The organism is Algoriphagus chordae, assembly GCF_003254055.1.
In the GTDB taxonomy this organism is placed as follows: Bacteria; Bacteroidota; Bacteroidia; order Cytophagales; family Cyclobacteriaceae; genus Algoriphagus; species Algoriphagus chordae.
Map to the genome: position 1 here is coordinate 59738 of NZ_QKZT01000022.1, position 14925 is coordinate 74662.

Annotated in this window: 13 protein-coding genes; 8 read left to right on the top strand and 5 right to left on the bottom strand. The window is 40.6% G+C overall.

Features of this window, described 5'->3' with window-relative positions:
- Positions 1 to 94 precede the first annotated feature (94 nt).
- The gene (locus LV85_RS18915) at positions 95 to 913 is read right to left on the bottom strand and encodes a PAS domain-containing protein (RefSeq protein WP_111322390.1); all 819 of its coding nucleotides are present in this window, start codon (positions 911 to 913) and stop codon (positions 95 to 97) included.
- Between the two features lie 497 nt (positions 914 to 1410).
- A complete protein-coding gene (locus LV85_RS18920; RefSeq protein ID WP_111322392.1) occupies positions 1411 to 2625 on the bottom strand; it encodes a serine hydrolase domain-containing protein in 1215 nt (404 codons plus the stop codon).
- Positions 2626 to 2796: 171 nt separating this feature from the next.
- Between LV85_RS18920 and LV85_RS18925 the strand changes: the two genes are divergently transcribed.
- A complete protein-coding gene (locus tag LV85_RS18925) occupies positions 2797 to 3141 on the top strand; it encodes a zinc ribbon domain-containing protein YjdM (RefSeq protein ID WP_111322394.1) in 345 nt (114 codons plus the stop codon).
- A 60-nt stretch (positions 3142 to 3201) separates the two neighbouring features.
- Here the strand turns inward: LV85_RS18925 and LV85_RS18930 are convergent, their stop codons facing one another.
- Complete coding sequence (locus tag LV85_RS18930; RefSeq protein WP_111322396.1) at positions 3202 to 4383, bottom strand: retropepsin-like aspartic protease; 1182 nt, start codon at positions 4381 to 4383, stop codon at positions 3202 to 3204.
- 74 nt (positions 4384 to 4457) lie between these two features.
- The gene (locus tag LV85_RS18935; RefSeq protein WP_111322398.1) at positions 4458 to 5384 is read right to left on the bottom strand and encodes a ThuA domain-containing protein; all 927 of its coding nucleotides are present in this window, start codon (positions 5382 to 5384) and stop codon (positions 4458 to 4460) included.
- Positions 5385 to 5464: 80 nt separating this feature from the next.
- On the opposite strand from LV85_RS18935, the gene LV85_RS18940 reads away from it, so the two are divergent.
- From LV85_RS18940 to LV85_RS18960, 5 genes are read left to right on the top strand one after another with little or no spacing between them, the layout of a single operon-like run.
- Positions 5465 to 6433, top strand: coding sequence for a DUF6807 domain-containing protein (locus tag LV85_RS18940; RefSeq protein ID WP_111322400.1), 969 nt, complete (start codon positions 5465 to 5467; stop codon positions 6431 to 6433).
- Positions 6434 to 6463: 30 nt separating this feature from the next.
- Positions 6464 to 7834: a Gfo/Idh/MocA family protein gene (locus tag LV85_RS18945; protein ID WP_111322402.1), complete on the top strand. Its 1371-nt coding sequence runs from the start codon at positions 6464 to 6466 to the stop codon at positions 7832 to 7834.
- Between the two features lie 11 nt (positions 7835 to 7845).
- The gene (locus tag LV85_RS18950) at positions 7846 to 9216 is read left to right on the top strand and encodes a putative oxidoreductase C-terminal domain-containing protein (protein ID WP_317046468.1); all 1371 of its coding nucleotides are present in this window, start codon (positions 7846 to 7848) and stop codon (positions 9214 to 9216) included.
- Between the two features lie 54 nt (positions 9217 to 9270).
- A complete protein-coding gene (locus LV85_RS18955) occupies positions 9271 to 10677 on the top strand; it encodes a Rossmann-fold NAD(P)-binding domain-containing protein (RefSeq protein WP_111322404.1) in 1407 nt (468 codons plus the stop codon).
- A 56-nt stretch (positions 10678 to 10733) separates the two neighbouring features.
- Positions 10734 to 11687, top strand: coding sequence for an aldo/keto reductase (locus LV85_RS18960; protein WP_111322406.1), 954 nt, complete (start codon positions 10734 to 10736; stop codon positions 11685 to 11687).
- A gap of 157 nt (positions 11688 to 11844) precedes the next feature.
- Here the strand turns inward: LV85_RS18960 and trpF are convergent, their stop codons facing one another.
- Positions 11845 to 12465: a phosphoribosylanthranilate isomerase gene (trpF, locus tag LV85_RS18965; protein ID WP_111322408.1), complete on the bottom strand. Its 621-nt coding sequence runs from the start codon at positions 12463 to 12465 to the stop codon at positions 11845 to 11847.
- 129 nt (positions 12466 to 12594) lie between these two features.
- Between trpF and LV85_RS18970 the strand changes: the two genes are divergently transcribed.
- Together LV85_RS18970 and LV85_RS18975 are read left to right on the top strand one after the other, a co-directional pair.
- The gene (locus LV85_RS18970) at positions 12595 to 13254 is read left to right on the top strand and encodes a hypothetical protein (protein WP_111322410.1); all 660 of its coding nucleotides are present in this window, start codon (positions 12595 to 12597) and stop codon (positions 13252 to 13254) included.
- A complete protein-coding gene (locus tag LV85_RS18975) occupies positions 13241 to 14905 on the top strand; it encodes a S8 family serine peptidase (protein WP_111322412.1) in 1665 nt (554 codons plus the stop codon). Before LV85_RS18970 ends, LV85_RS18975 begins: the two co-directional genes overlap by 14 nt.
- Positions 14906 to 14925 lie beyond the last annotated feature (20 nt).

The following is a 14925-nucleotide window of genomic DNA, read 5'->3' on the forward strand; positions in this document are numbered from 1 at the left end:
AATAAGTTAAAAAATAAACTTCAGGTAGTTATCCATTTTAACGTTTTATATGAAATCAAAAGATTTTGAAATCAAAAATAACCTAATCTGATTCTCATATATTCATCTTCTGAGAAAGCTCCTTTAAAGCTTCGTCCAGTTCTTGTCCTGAAGATTTCAAATGTTTGATGAGATCTGTTTTCTCATTAGAGTCAAGTTGCACATTTTGAAATAGTTCTATGATACCTAGTATTCTTGCCAATGGAGCGCGCACGAGATGAGATTGGTCCGAAGCAAGTTCCAGAAGTTGCTTGTTTTTAGCTTCCAAAGAATGCAGAAATGTTTCTTGCTTGGTGATGTTTTGAAATGCAGCTAAATATCCCTCTAAGACACCTTTTTTATCTTTAAGTACGATCCCATACAATTCGATAATGATAGCATTTCCTTGCTTGTCTTGTAAATACTTGTTGATGATAAAACCTTTTTCGGATTCAGACATTCTAATTTTATCTAATTTCTTCTGATCTTCTTCTAGGTATTCAGGAGGGGTGAAGTCTATTACTTTTTTGCCAATGATTTCCTTATCAGTATAGCCGATGATCTCCAAAATATTGGGGCTGACGTAAGTGAAATAACCATCTTCATTCACTTTGATTATTCCCAAATTAGGGTTGGTGAATAGTAGTTCAAGTTCTTGTTTTCTGCCGTTGACTTCGTCATAGAGTTTTTTGATCAAATAGTAAAGCATAAGCCCAGTAAGAAAGACATACAGGCAACCTTTGATCATCTGAAATCGGGACATCGCTCGGGTATTGTCACTAAAAATATTACTGATAATGATATCACTGAAAAGTATCCAGTTGATTCCTACCACCATGTAAACAGCCACGATAGCCCAAGGCTGATTAATAGAAAATATTTTTTCTTTGGACATATGCGGGATTTATAAGACACAGCAGCCTTTGAAGATTTTCGCTAGTTTCATTTAATTTCCAATAAGTTAAAAATTAATCTGACTTAGTCTGGATATTTTTTAATGGTAAATTAGCTTTTAGCAAATAATTAGCTGCGTGGTGTCGACCATGCCGAATATAATAACGTTTACCAAGATGAATGAATAGTCCTGATAAACCAATTCACCTAACTCACTTAGGGATTGGGAGAGTAAACAGGGATCTTTGATTTGACCGAAGTTTGCATCCAGAATCCAATTGCACGAAACCGAAATAAAGCTTCCCTTGCTTTTTGATGAATATTGCTCTTTCCTCCCAATTCTTTGATTTAATTAAGTACTATTAATCTAAATACAGATTACTCATTGATGTTTGAATTTCCTTTTTACATTTCCTAAAACGTGAGCAACCGAGAACCAGCTCAAAGCCAAGAAAAATTAGACTGAGAAAAAGGCTAATCATAACCTAAGCCAAATCCCTACTTCAAACTCTCCAGCACCAGTCTCACCAACTCATTCTTATCAGCACCCGGTATCCACCGAGCGACGATTACCAAGTCATTTTCCTGATCTACATAGATCATGTTGGTGCCTGCTCCAATATGGGAATAAGCTGTTTTAGGAGCTGCAGGAATGTCTTTTAGATCGTAGTTCAGGAAGTAATTCATAAATCCATATCCTTGATTTGCGGGGGTAGGAGTTTTGGATTTTTCGATCCAGGATGTCGGTATCAATTGCTCACCATTCCAATTGCCATTATTCATCGTCAGGTAGCCGAATCTAGCCTGATCATAGGCAGAGAGCATCATGCCGCCGCCCCAGTGTGATCCACCACTTACGGATTGCATGATTTGTCCATCGATAATCACAAAGGAATTTTCATAGCCAGTCCATCGCCATGTATCGCTGGCGCCGATGGGATCCATGATGTGTTCTTTGAGGACTTTGGGAAGAGGTTTTCTCCAGATATTCATCAAGGCAAGGGCAAGCACATTCACACGGGTATCGTTGTATTCGTAGACCGAACCTGGAGCATTTTGTGGTCTCGCTCTCTTCTCTTTTGCTCCCTCACGAGGTCGATCAGCCCAGTCAGGCTTACCCCAAAGGGAGCCTTCCCAATCTGATGTCTGACGCAGGAGGTGATTCCAAGTGATGCTGCGGTTGTGTTCAGTAGAGAAAAGTTCGAACGTATCTTCATCCTCAAAATGATCTGCCTTATTAATGCTGAGTTTGCTTGGATCGTACGGATAGATAGGCGCCATATAGGGATAAACCAAATCATTTTCATCCGAAATCAGTCCTGCTTTCACGGCCAAACCAGCTGTGGTAGAAAGGAAGCTTTTGGCTACAGAAAATGTAAGATCCACACGTGCTGGATCGCCCCATTGTCCAACGATATAGCCTTTGTAAATTATCAATCCTGTAGCAGGCCCTCGCATTTTCATAGGGCCTATTGGATATCCAAAGGGTTCTCTGCCGAAACCGCCTTCATAATGCGCGATTTTCAGATTTGGGTTTTCCTGACTTTCATGAGCGATCGCAAAGTCTATCGCATCTTTGATCTTTGCGGCATCGAGCCCCAAGGCTTCCGGGCTTTTGCTTTCCCAGTGGTTTTTTTCGGGAAAATAGGATTGTGCCTGTACTGCGGTGGCCAAAGAGAGTAAGAGTAAGAATAAGATAATTTGTCTTGTCATTGCTTATAACTTTGTCTGAGTTTACTAAATAAGCATTTAATCAATTCAATTTTCGGAAATTATTGAAAACCTGTTTTAAAAAACAGATGGATTGTTACACATTCAATTTGCTTGGTTCAAACCTCCGGCGTCCTATCTCCCTAGTTTCCACATTTTCATTAACTTCGCAACATGGAAAATATACCTGCTTGCCCTGCCTGCAACTCACCCTATGGCTATGAATTAGATGGAAAGTTGATCTGCCCAGAATGTAGTTTTGAGTGGACCTTCGACACAGTTCTAGAAGAAGAAGCCGAAGAAGGATTAGTGGTCAAAGATTCCAATGGAACCATACTCGCTGATGGTGATGCTGTTACCATCATAAAAGATTTACCCGTAAAAGGAGCACCCAAACCAATCAAAGCCGGGACTAAAGTGAAGAGTATTCGCTTGGTAGAAGGAGATCACAACATCGACTGTAAGATCGACGGTTTTGGCTCTATGGCGCTGAAAAGTGAGTTTGTGAAGAAAGCTTAGCGATTTACGATTTCAGATATTTGATTTCGGATTGCTGGAATAAACTTAGACGCTTGATTATCAATCATTCTCAGGTTCTGGGGCGGTGTAGTTATAGACTATTTCCCCTTCTTCTGATTCGAATGTGAACTTGATGGTTTTTTGACCATATATTTCTGACCAATCCATATTTAGCTGTTCACAAAATGGTATAGAATCTAGGTGTAAATCATTTACTGAGCGTAAAATTTGGCCTTTTCGCACTCCCGCTAGGTATGCATAAGATTTTGACTCAATGACTGTAACTTGATTATCTACCATTTGAAAATCCAATTTTCTTTTGAAATCAAGATTTGCATTTTCATAAGGCTGAACATAAAACCTATCTTTTACTAGGTCGATCACCACAATAGCTTTTTCGAGAAGTCCAGCGCCTAAATTTGAGACAAACTCTGTTTCAAAGGTGTTAACTGGCACATTTGAAAAAATAGTTTCTCCTACACGTAATCCTTCAGTTTCAAATGAATAGTTCAGCATGTCCTGCTGTGAACCAAACAATCCTCGTGCTGTGAAAGAGTGGATTGTGTCAGTGATAATGTCCTCAGAAAATATATTGTCATCAATCATTTTCTCAAATGTGTTTTTACTCATATTGAAAAATCTATTTCCTGATCCAGTATCAAACTGTACCAATTCAGCGGCGTTGGTTCCGACATAATATATTGGAATCAAAGGAGTTTTTTGTTGATCAGTATACTTTATTTCGACAAAATCGGAATAGTCATTTTCTAAAGAACTCAATGATTTAGATATGGTTAATCGTTTATTTCTAAGATCGATTTCAATAACTTTTTCATCAAAAAATTCTAGACCCAAATATCCATCTAAATGAACATTACAGACCTCATACATATTACTAGGAGCTATTATAGATGTTTTAAGATTCCTGACTTTAATGTCTCCAACAGTAATTTCCGGAATAATGGTATGTGTCACAGAATCGGTATTTCCATAATAATCCATACCATGATGCCAGCCAATAGAATCTAAGCCAAGCCTTTGTGCTGCGTCTGGAGAGATTGTAGTAGGAGCTCCAGTATCAAATTGAAAAGTAAAGACTTCCCCATTGATTTCTGCCGAGATGAATATTGCATTTCTCATCACTTCAAATGGAATTACTTCCGTTACATTCCTCACATATTTACTATAAAAAAATGCAACTACTGCCAATACAATTGTTGCTACAAAAAGTCTTTTGATCATGTGTTGGAAAAATTAAAGCCCAATAGTTGAATGCACATACGATTCAACTACTGGACTTTTAAATAGTAAACTCTTTACTTACCAATCGGCGTTTCATCTACTTTCACATCTCCAGCCACGTACTGAAGAGCATCTAGGAAGTAGGCTAAAACATTTGCGTTTTCGAAGCTTTGTGCATTGTGAGAAGTAGAGATATACATTGCTCTACCTTTGCCATCTTTTCTGATCCAAGAAACGTAGGTTTTGCCTGAAGTTTTCTCCTGACCTTTTCTTTGACCTTCGATTTCAGCATTGTTGAAATAAGTCAGAGGATGGAAATCCAACTCATCATAAGCATTCTTATAGAAATATGGCTCATCTACGTGATTGTAACCCTCAGCAGGAAGTGACTTGGTCAGTGGATGCGTAGGATCTACTATTCTTACCTGGAACGCCTGCTGCTTGGTGTGATAATCAAAGCTACCACCAGTCAACTTAGAGAATTCCATAGAGTTGTTGAACATCGTATCACCACCATGCACAAGTAGAATTCCACCGCCTTTTTTCACATAATTAATGATGTTTTGCTCCAATTTATTCGCTTCAGCCCACACCGTAGCGCTGTCAAGAGATGTGTCTTCGCTAAGCTTATCCACGAATAGATTTCTATATTGTGGTTTAGAGTTAGTGTTGTTGAAAACCACTGCATCAAACTCCTTAAGCTTATCTTTCTCCATCATCGCGATATCAGTGCTGGTAGTCACCTCAAAAGTTCCGCTTTTGTCGGAAATGATCTGTATCATCGCCTGTGTGTGTGGATTTACCCAGTGCCAGAAGCCTGTGTGTAGGGAAAAGACTAAAATCTTTCTTTTCTTTTTGAAAGGGAAATTGGCCTTTTCAGGTGCCAGTTCCGTGATTTTGTCTTTCCAAGCTTGATCCAAAGGAATCTCTTTTGGGTTTTGTGCCAATGCAAAATTGACAGAGGCTAGGAAAACGATTGCGTAGATAATAATCTTCTTCATGGGGTATTTAGATGAACGGGTTAGTCAATAATTTAGATTTCTATATCTTTAAAATTCAATCCAAATAACCTGATTTTTATATGATATTCAAAAGGATTTTCTGTGTACCAGCGATTTACCTATGCTTAATGGTGTCGGTTTATGCGCAAAATGTGACCTTAAAAGAGACAGATAACGGAATTGATTTCGTAATTGGTAATCAGTCTGTTCTAACCTATCAAACGGCTGTAGAAGATGTCCCAGAAGGTATCAAAAAAGATTTTGCTAAATCTGGATTTATTCATCCACTAAAATCACCCTCAGGTCAAGTTCTTACGAGAATCCAACCTACAGACCATTATCATCACTATGGAATATGGGGACCCTGGACCCGTGCAACCATCTCTGGAAGAGAGGTTGATTTTTGGAATCTTGGTGATCAAAAGGGAAGGGTGGATTTCTCACATGTGCTTTCTGAAAAGGTAGCTGGCGGAGCTGCTGAACTAAATGTTCGACAGAATCACTTAGATCTAAAAGCTCCTGAATCCGAGCGTATTGCCATTGAAGAAGATCTTCGTATCAAGGTAAAACCTGCAGATAAAGGTCGCTACATGGTGGATTACACCAGTACGATTGAGACTGAGATTCCAGGTGGTATCTTGCTAGATGATTACCGTTATGGTGGTGGAATTGGTTTTCGAGCCACTGAGAAATGGGGTTCAGATAATAGTACCATTTTAACTTCAGAAGGAGATACTAGAAATACTGCGGATGGTACCAATGCGAAATGGATCATCGTACAGGGCGAAACTGACGACTCTTCGGGTGAGAGTGGGATTCTTTTCATGAGCCACAATACGAATAAAGCTCATCCAGAACCACTACGTGTTTGGCCAGAGAATACCTACAATGGTATCGGTAATGTCTTTATCGAATTCACTCCGATCAGACATGATTCTTGGGAATTGGAGCCTAATAAACGATATACCTTAAAATACAGAATGATTGTCTATGACGGTGTCATGACAGCTGAAGAAGCAAATGCCTACTGGCGTGCATTCGTGAAATAATAATAAGTGATAATTAACCCTGAATAAGTAATGAAAAGAAGAGAATTTATTAAAAACAGCGCATTAGCATCTGCGGCGATTGGATTTCCTACCATCGTTCCATCCTCCGTTTTCGGAAAAAACGCTCCAAGTAATAAAATCAACATAGGTCAAATAGGATGTGGTAGAATCGCACGTGATCATGATATGCCAGGTGTATGGCGGCATGACATCGCCCGCATAATTGGAGTTTCTGATTTGGATAGCAATCGAATGGCAGATGGTAAGAAGCGAGTGGAAGATTACTATGCTAAAAAAATGGGCAAGCCTTATCTTGATGTTACCCAATATGCTGACTACAAGGATATGCTTCAGAATAAGGATATAGACGCAGTCGTAATCAGTACACCAGATCACTGGCATTCACAACCAGCTATGGAGGCATCTTTGGCAGGCAAGCATGTCTATGTGCAAAAGCCAACGTCTTTGACAATTCGCGAAGGACGACAGTTGGTGGAAGCTGTGAACAAAGCAGGTACGGTGCTTCAGCTGGGTACGCAGCAACGTTCTAGTGAGCAATTTAGAATTGCAGCTGAGCTAGTGAGAAATGGTAGAATCGGTAGACTTCATACCGTGAAAATAGGTCTTCCAGGAGATCCAGCTGGACCAGAGGCGGCTCCTATGCCAATTCCGCCTAATTTGAATTATGATATGTGGTTAGGCTCTACTCCAGAGGTTCCTTATACAGAAATCGGTGTTCATCCTGCTACTGGCTATGATAGACCTGGATGGTTGAGAAGAGAGCAGTTTGGTGCAGGTATGATCACTGGTTGGGGTCAGCATCATTACGATTCTGCAGCTTGGGGAATGGATACTGAGTTGACTGGTCCTAGATATGTACAGGCAGTTGCTGAGTTTCCACAGTCAGGCCTTTGGAATGTTCATGGTGACTTCTACGCCAAAGCTGAATATGATAATGGTATCATCATGTACACAGGTGGTGGCTATCCAAATGGTATTCGCTATGAAGGTACAGAAGGCTGGATTTGGGTATCTCGTGGTAGCTACGTAGCTTCTACTTCTGATCCTGTAGCTCAAGGCAATAGTGCCAAGGCTTTGGATGCATCTGACCCGAAGATTCTAAAATCAGTGATCGGTCCAGATGAGATTCAGTTGACTAGAAGTGATGAGCATCATGGCAACTGGCTGGGAGCTATTCAGGGAAATAATGAATTGCTATCTCCAGTAGAAATAGGTCATCGTTCTTGCTCTGTTTGTTTGTTGACACACATTTCTATGAAGTTGGGCAGAAAACTGGAGTGGGATGCAAATATTGAGAAATTCATTGGAGATGATGAAGCAAACTCAATGTTGGAAAGACCTCAGAGAGCGCCGTATGGCACTAATTATGTGAAAATTTAATTATCAATATTTTGAAAAACATTGCGCTACTTGCATTTGCTGCAGGGATTTTGATTTCCTGCGAAAATAAAGAAACCGTGAGTCAAGCAACAGAATCTACATCTGATATTACGATCATGTCCCTAGATCCGGGGCATTTTCACGCTGGGCTAATTCATAAATCCATGTATCCGCAGGTGGATTCTACGGTTTATGTATTTGCGCCGGAAGGCCCAGAACTCAAAGACTATATGAATCGTCTGTCTGGCTATAATCAGCGGGCGGAAGATCCCACGGCCTGGGATTTACAGGTAAGTACTGGTGATGATTATTTGGAGAAAATGATCTCTACCAAGCCAGGTAATGTGATGATGGTGGCGGGAAAGAATGATCGTAAGATCGATTATATCTCAGCCGCTATTTCTAATGGGATCAATGTCTATGCAGATAAGCCTTTGGTGATTAATAAGTCAGGATTTAAGAAACTTTTGAAGGCTTTTGATGAGGCTGGGAAAAAGGATCTTCTGCTTTATGATATCATGACGGAGCGATTTGAGATCAGCACCATTTTGCAAAAAGAGCTTTCTTTGGTTCCCGCCGTTTTTGGCGAACTCGAGAAAGGCAGTCTTGACAATCCTGCGATTACCAAGGAGTCTGTGCATCATTTCTTCAAGTATGTTTCTGGAAATCCGCTCATCAGACCTGACTGGTTTTTTGATACGGATATAGAAGGGACAGGCATCGTGGATGTGACTACGCACCTAGTGGATTTGATCCAGTGGGAAGCTTTTCCGAACGTTACGCTTGACACTAGCGATGTGCAGATGCAGACGGCTAAGCTTTGGTCAACAGATCTGGATTTGGATCAGTTTAAACAAGTGACTGGACAGGCCGAGTTTCCGGAGTTTTTACTGAAAAACGTAGCCAACGATAAGTTGAGCGTCAACAGTAATGGGGAAATGAATTACACGCTGAAAGGGGTTCATTCCAAAGTGAGCGTAATCTGGAATTATCAGGCACCAGAAGGTGCTGCAGATACACATTATAGTATGATGCGTGGTACCAAGGCGAATCTGATTATTCAGCAAGGTGCTGCGGAGAAATATGTAGCTACCTTATATGTGGAGCTTTTGGATGGACAGGACGAAGCATTGACCAGTCTGGTGAAGGAGAAACTTCAGGATCGTTTTCCTGGTTTGGACTTGGAGAAAACTGCTGAAGGTAAATACAAGGTGATTATTCCTGAAAAATATCATAATGGCCATGAGGCTCATTTCGCGCAGGTGACTGAGAAGTACTTGGAGTATTTTGCTGAAAGAAACATGCCTTCTTGGGAGGTTCCAAATATGATTGTGAAGTACTTTACGACTACCGAGGCTTTGGTGAAAGCTGAAGAAAAATAGGATAATCCTAAACATGAACACCAATTTATAGGTTGGTTAGTTAAGCTCTTACTTATGGGATTAACTGATCAACCTATTTCTGTTTCAAAACCTACCGTAGCCATTGCCGGTGCAGGGGGATATGTGGGTCGGTGGTTTATTTATCACTTTCGGCACAAATACAATATCATAGCGCTCAGTCGCAAGAAAGTTAAGGACAACCCTTACCCGGAAGTAACTTGGAAACAGGTAGAACTGTATTCAATTTCAAGTACAATTGAGGTACTGAAGGAGGTAGATGTCGCAATCTATCTGGTGCACTCTATGAATGCATCAACTCGTTTGAATCAAGGAAGTTTTGAAGATACAGACTTATTGCTGGCTGATAACTTCAGTCGTGCTGCACATCTAAATAAGGTAAAGCAAATTATCTATCTGGGAGGACTACTTCCAAAAGAAACGGGAGAAACCCTATCAAGGCATCTCAAAAGTCGCCTGGAAGTAGAGCAGACTCTTGGGTCTAGATCAGCAAAACTGACTGCCATACGGGCTTCGATCATCGTAGGGCCTGGGGGCTCTTCTTTTGACATGATCAAAAATCTGGTCACCAATCTCCCCGTACTCATGTGTCCTCAGTGGACCGAATCGCTGACACAACCCATTTCGCTACGGGACACCTTAGAGATTATTGATACATGTGTGGGCAATGAACATTTATATGGAGAAGCGATAGAAATCGGGAATCCAGAGGTGATTTCATATCGAAAAATGCTTGAACTGACAGCCAAAGCTATGGATAAGAAGCGATGGGTTTTCTCCGTTCCAGTTTTCTCTTTAGGGCTTTCCAAGCTTTGGGTTGGTTTTTTTGGTGAATCACCACCACAATTGGTTTCGCCATTAGTAGAAAGTCTCAAGCATACACTAACTGTGTCTGAGGAATTGAAATTTCAGGAAAAGCACATTGATTACCTTAGCTATGAGGAATCGGTGAGAGTGGCCTTGGATTCTGATGTTCGTCCCGAGATTCCAAGTTTTTATCCTTTGGACAAAGAAAAAAACACGGTACGCAGTATTCAGCGAATGGCAAACCCAAATGGGGAATCTGCAACATGGGTAGCTCATCGCTATAATATCTGGCTTCCTACATTTTTCAAGTTTTGGATCAATGGAAAATTGCTGGATTCTGGTGATATAGTTTTCTTTTTGCTTTGGAGCAAAAAGCCCATGCTTCAATTGACAATGATCCCAGATCGAAGTGAAGAGAATCGGCAGTTATTCTATATTTCTGGCGGCTGGCTGGTGAAAAGATTCGATCATGGCTGGTTGGAGTTTCGTGGGGTATTGGACAATAGATATATTATTTCAGCCATTCATGAATTTGTGCCACGATTGCCTTGGTTGATTTATGTGAATACCCAAGCGAAAATTCACCTATGGGTGATGAATAGATTTAAGAAATATTTGGAAAATCGACTGAATTAAATTCAAGGATATTTACTTTTAAAGTAACTCAAACCAAAAACTAAATTATCAGAGTCATGAAAAACTTAATTTTTAAAAACGGAGATAAACTACCGATTATCGGATTAGGAACTTGGAAGAGCAAGCCAGGAGAAGTTGCGCAGGCAGTTTTCTGGGCTATAGAGGCAGGTTACAGACATATCGATTGTGCTGCTGTTTATCAGAATGAGAATGAAGTAGGAGCCGGGATTGCCAAAGCCATCGCGGAAGGACTAGTAAAGCGTGAGGAGCTTTTTGTGACTTCTAAGCTTTGGAACAATGCACATAAAAAAGAGCAAGTTCTTCCTGCTTTGGAGAAATCTCTTGCTGATTTGAAATTGGATTATGTGGATCTGTATTTGATTCATTGGCCTATTTCCTTTAAAGCTGGAGTAGGTTTTCCTGGCGGAAGAGAAGATTATTTGACCTATGAGGAAGTGCCTATTTCGGAGACGTGGAAAGCAATGCAAGAATTGAAAGAAAAAGGTCTTGCTAAGCATATCGGGGTATCGAACTTCAACCAGAACAAGTTGAAGGAAATACTTGAGCTAGGAGGTCAATCTCCAGAAATGAATCAGGTAGAAATGCAACCATATCTTCCTCAAGAAGGCTTGGTGGAGTTTTGTATAGAACATGGGATTTTGATGACCGCCTACTCTCCATTGGGTTCACCGGATTCTAGAGCAGACAAGCACGCAGATGACCCGAAGTTGCTGGTAGATCCTGTAGTCAAAGAGATTGCCGACAAGCATAAAGTGGGTGCTGGTCAAGTCTTAATTGCTTGGTCTATCGCCAGAGATATCGCGGTGATTCCTAAGTCAGTTCATCAAGAGCGTATAATTGGGAATTTGGCTTCTGCTAACATTAATCTAGATGATCATGATATGATGGAGCTGCGTGATATAGGGATCAATCATAGATTTATTGATGGGTCTTTTTTCACTGGGGAAAATAGCCCTTATGAATCTTCGGATTTATTTGATCAAGCTTAGGGATTTGAGAGGTTAGGGGTAAGCGGTAAGATGTAAGTAGTTAGTGGTAAGTAGTAAGTAGTAAGAGGTAAAATGTAAGTGGTGAGTGGTGAGAAGCTCATTAAAAAAGGCTATTGGGTTGATCCAATAGCCTTTTTGCCTATAATACGAATTAGGATTAATCCTCTACTTCCAAGGCTTCTAGAATGTCAGCCAACTCATCAAAGTCCTTTAAGCCAGGAGTGATCTCTACTCCACCGGTAAGAGAAATCCCATAGAGGCTTAGCTCAGAGACTAATTGTTGTACGTTTTCGGCGGTAATTCCTACGCCCAATATCACCCGACAATTCTCGCTGATTACTTGGATGGCTTTATGATCAGCTTCATCCAGTTCTTCATGGTCTGAGGTGATATGAAATATGATCCCAGATTCATTCAGTTTCTCGGCCACTTCTAATTCTATATGTCGAACTTCTTCTAGATCCATTTTATAGATGAGTCCATATCCTTTGCCCTCAATATCTGCCAATGGTTCTATTCTATCATGTTCGATCCATTTTACCGAAGGGTAATTCTTTAGCGTTTCTAGTACTTCATCCGCTGTGTAGCTCTCAAACTCACCGACAAATTCAGGTCCTGAAACCCAGCCGGTAATTTCTTCAAACTTAGTACTGCTAATGAATTTGTCACCGTCTCCTTCTAGGGTAAAGCCTAGTAAATCCACATACATTCCTGCGCAATACCTAGCATCTGAGAGATTGGTAATACCGCTTATTTTTACAAAAGTGCTTAAAGCCATGGTTCGAATTTTGAAATGGCTAAGTTAAACAGGATGATTGGCTAGAAAAATAATATTTAGACTTTGTATAGACGCCTGCTAACCTCATAATTAAGAAAATACTAGTATTTTTAGTCATTGAACGATACTATGAAGAAACTCATACCCATCATTGTACTAGTAGCTCTGGCTCTTTTTACTTCGTGTACACGAGAAATTGAAGAGGGACAGGTTGACTTGGGCTATGATTTTCAACCGTTGGAAGTAGGGCTTTTTTGGATTTACGAAGTTGATCAAACCACCTATTTTGGTGAAAATGATTCCGAACAAGACTTGTTCTTTTTCAAAGATAGAATTAGAAGTTTTTATACCAACGCGGAAGGAGAGTCGGTTTTTATCGTGCAGCGATCCAAATCCCAAGATCAATTAGACTGGGGAAATCTATTTGAATACACCTTGATTCAGCGAGATCTTTCATTGGTGAGAACAATCGAAAACACCCCTTTGGTTACCTTGGTTTTCCCTCCCAATAATGGGCAACTATGGGATGGGAATGTATATAGAGATGAGGTAGAGGATGAATTCGAATTGATCAATACTGGTAGTTCCATTCGAGTAAATCAGGAGGATAGTGATGATCAAGTGACTTATCGAGATATTCGATATGAAGTCTATGATAAGAATGTAGGTATGGTAGAGAAATACGATGAAGTACTGACTTACTGTTCCAGAAATGACTGCCTGGGAGATATGCTGATAGACTCAGGAGTAAAGATTTTAATGAAACTAACCGATCATGGTAAGGATTAAGCTTTCAGTTTGTTTTTTAATTGTAATGGCTTTTTCATGGGATTTAGCTGCGCAAGATCGCTATGCAGTATTCTATAAGTATAAGCCTCAGGAAAGTTTGTCACTGGAAAAGCCAAGTGAATTTCTAAGTCAAAAAGCTTTGGATCGTAGGAGTAGAGAAGGCGTAGCTCCTGATAGCTTAGATCTCCCTGTTTCGCAGAAATACCTGGATGCTGTTTATGAGAAATCGAATTACATTCTCTATTCGAGTAAGTGGTTTAATGCTACTTTGCTTGTGACCGATGCCACAGGACTGAAGGATTTGCAAGCTCTACCTTTTATAGATCGCGTAGAGCTAGTAGGTAAAGGATATCTTCCAAGTCCAAATGCTAGAGTAGGGAGCAGGATATATGCTTCTGTTAGCAATAGATATTGTCCTCCGACCACAGAAAATGCCCGGGGTTTGGGCACTGAAGAAGAAACTTATGATTTCCAAAATGCGCTGCTAGGAATAGATAAAATGCACGAGGAAGGATATACAGGTAAAGGAGTGACTATTGCAGTCTTTGATGCAGGTTTTCCAGGGGCTGATACCGCCTCTCCTTTGGCACACCTGCAATCCAATGGGCAAATTTTAGGAGCAATGGACTTCGTTCGGCCTTGGAATAAGAATGTGTATTCTGAAAATCAACATGGTACTAATGTGCTTTCCCTAATCGCTTCCAATGAGCCAGGGAAAATGCTCGCGGGAGCTCCTGATGCCACTTACATTCTTGCGATTACGGAAGAGATCGCGACAGAATACTGGGTGGAGGAATACAACTGGGTTCGTGCCGCTGAATATGCGGATAGTTTAGGCACAGATATTATCAGCAGTTCGGTAGGGTATTTTGATTTTGATGATCCTGAGATGAATTATACGGTCGAGGATCTGGATGGAGAAACCACCATTATTGCCCGTGGAGCGGGTATAGCAGCAAGCAAAGGTATTCTAGTAGTCAACAGTGCAGGAAATACCGGTCCTTCAGAATCCAGTTTGAATTCTCCTTCTGATTCCAAAGCCGTATTGGCAATAGGTTCTGTAGATAATACGGTAACTATAGCAACTTCAAGTTCTAGAGGCCCGACATCAGATGGGAGAATCAAACCAGACTTGGCGGCTTTGGGACAGGGTGCAGCTTTGATTCGCTCAGATGGAAACCAAGGCTATTCTAATGGAACCTCTTTCTCTGCTCCACAGATCACTGCTTTGGCGGCTGGACTTTGGGAAGCCAAACCAGAATGGACGAAGGATAAATTGGTAGAAAGTTTATTGAACTCTGGAACACAAGCTGATGAACCTGATAATCTCTTGGGTTACGGTATTCCTAATTTCCTCGATGCACTTTATGGAGAAATACTCGCAGTTGATGAAAATGAGGAAGCTTTAGCATGGAAAGTTTATCCTAATCCAATCCTAGGAGATGAGCTGAATATTCACTTTGGAAATAGCCTGAGTGCAGAATTCTCATTAATTGATCTGCACGGTCGAACCCTACAATCTGAGACCCTCAACAGAGCGACTGTCAAAGTACCATTCCAAATTATATTGAAAGGTCTGAAGCCTGGGATCTATATGATCCAAATGCAAGACGGAGGATTAATCAAGCAAAGCAAACTGATAAGACAATAAGAATTTGGGGGCTGAGTATT

What these genes read in the sequence shown, in the direction of transcription:
- LV85_RS18945 (WP_111322402.1), top strand. Translation starts at nt 6,464, where the DNA reads ATGAAAAGAAGAGAATTTATTAAAAACAGCGCATTAGCATCTGCGGCG.
- trpF (WP_111322408.1), bottom strand. Translation starts at nt 12,465, where the DNA reads ATGGCTTTAAGCACTTTTGTAAAAATAAGCGGTATTACCAATCTCTCA.
- LV85_RS18920 (WP_111322392.1), bottom strand. Translation starts at nt 2,625, where the DNA reads ATGACAAGACAAATTATCTTATTCTTACTCTTACTCTCTTTGGCCACC.
- LV85_RS18925 (WP_111322394.1), top strand. Translation starts at nt 2,797, where the DNA reads ATGGAAAATATACCTGCTTGCCCTGCCTGCAACTCACCCTATGGCTAT.
- LV85_RS18915 (WP_111322390.1), bottom strand. Translation starts at nt 913, where the DNA reads ATGTCCAAAGAAAAAATATTTTCTATTAATCAGCCTTGGGCTATCGTG.
- LV85_RS18970 (WP_111322410.1), top strand. Translation starts at nt 12,595, where the DNA reads ATGAAGAAACTCATACCCATCATTGTACTAGTAGCTCTGGCTCTTTTT.
- LV85_RS18960 (WP_111322406.1), top strand. Translation starts at nt 10,734, where the DNA reads ATGAAAAACTTAATTTTTAAAAACGGAGATAAACTACCGATTATCGGA.
- LV85_RS18935 (WP_111322398.1), bottom strand. Translation starts at nt 5,384, where the DNA reads ATGAAGAAGATTATTATCTACGCAATCGTTTTCCTAGCCTCTGTCAAT.
- LV85_RS18940 (WP_111322400.1), top strand. Translation starts at nt 5,465, where the DNA reads ATGATATTCAAAAGGATTTTCTGTGTACCAGCGATTTACCTATGCTTA.
- LV85_RS18955 (WP_111322404.1), top strand. Translation starts at nt 9,271, where the DNA reads ATGGGATTAACTGATCAACCTATTTCTGTTTCAAAACCTACCGTAGCC.
- LV85_RS18975 (WP_111322412.1), top strand. Translation starts at nt 13,241, where the DNA reads ATGGTAAGGATTAAGCTTTCAGTTTGTTTTTTAATTGTAATGGCTTTT.
- LV85_RS18930 (WP_111322396.1), bottom strand. Translation starts at nt 4,383, where the DNA reads ATGATCAAAAGACTTTTTGTAGCAACAATTGTATTGGCAGTAGTTGCA.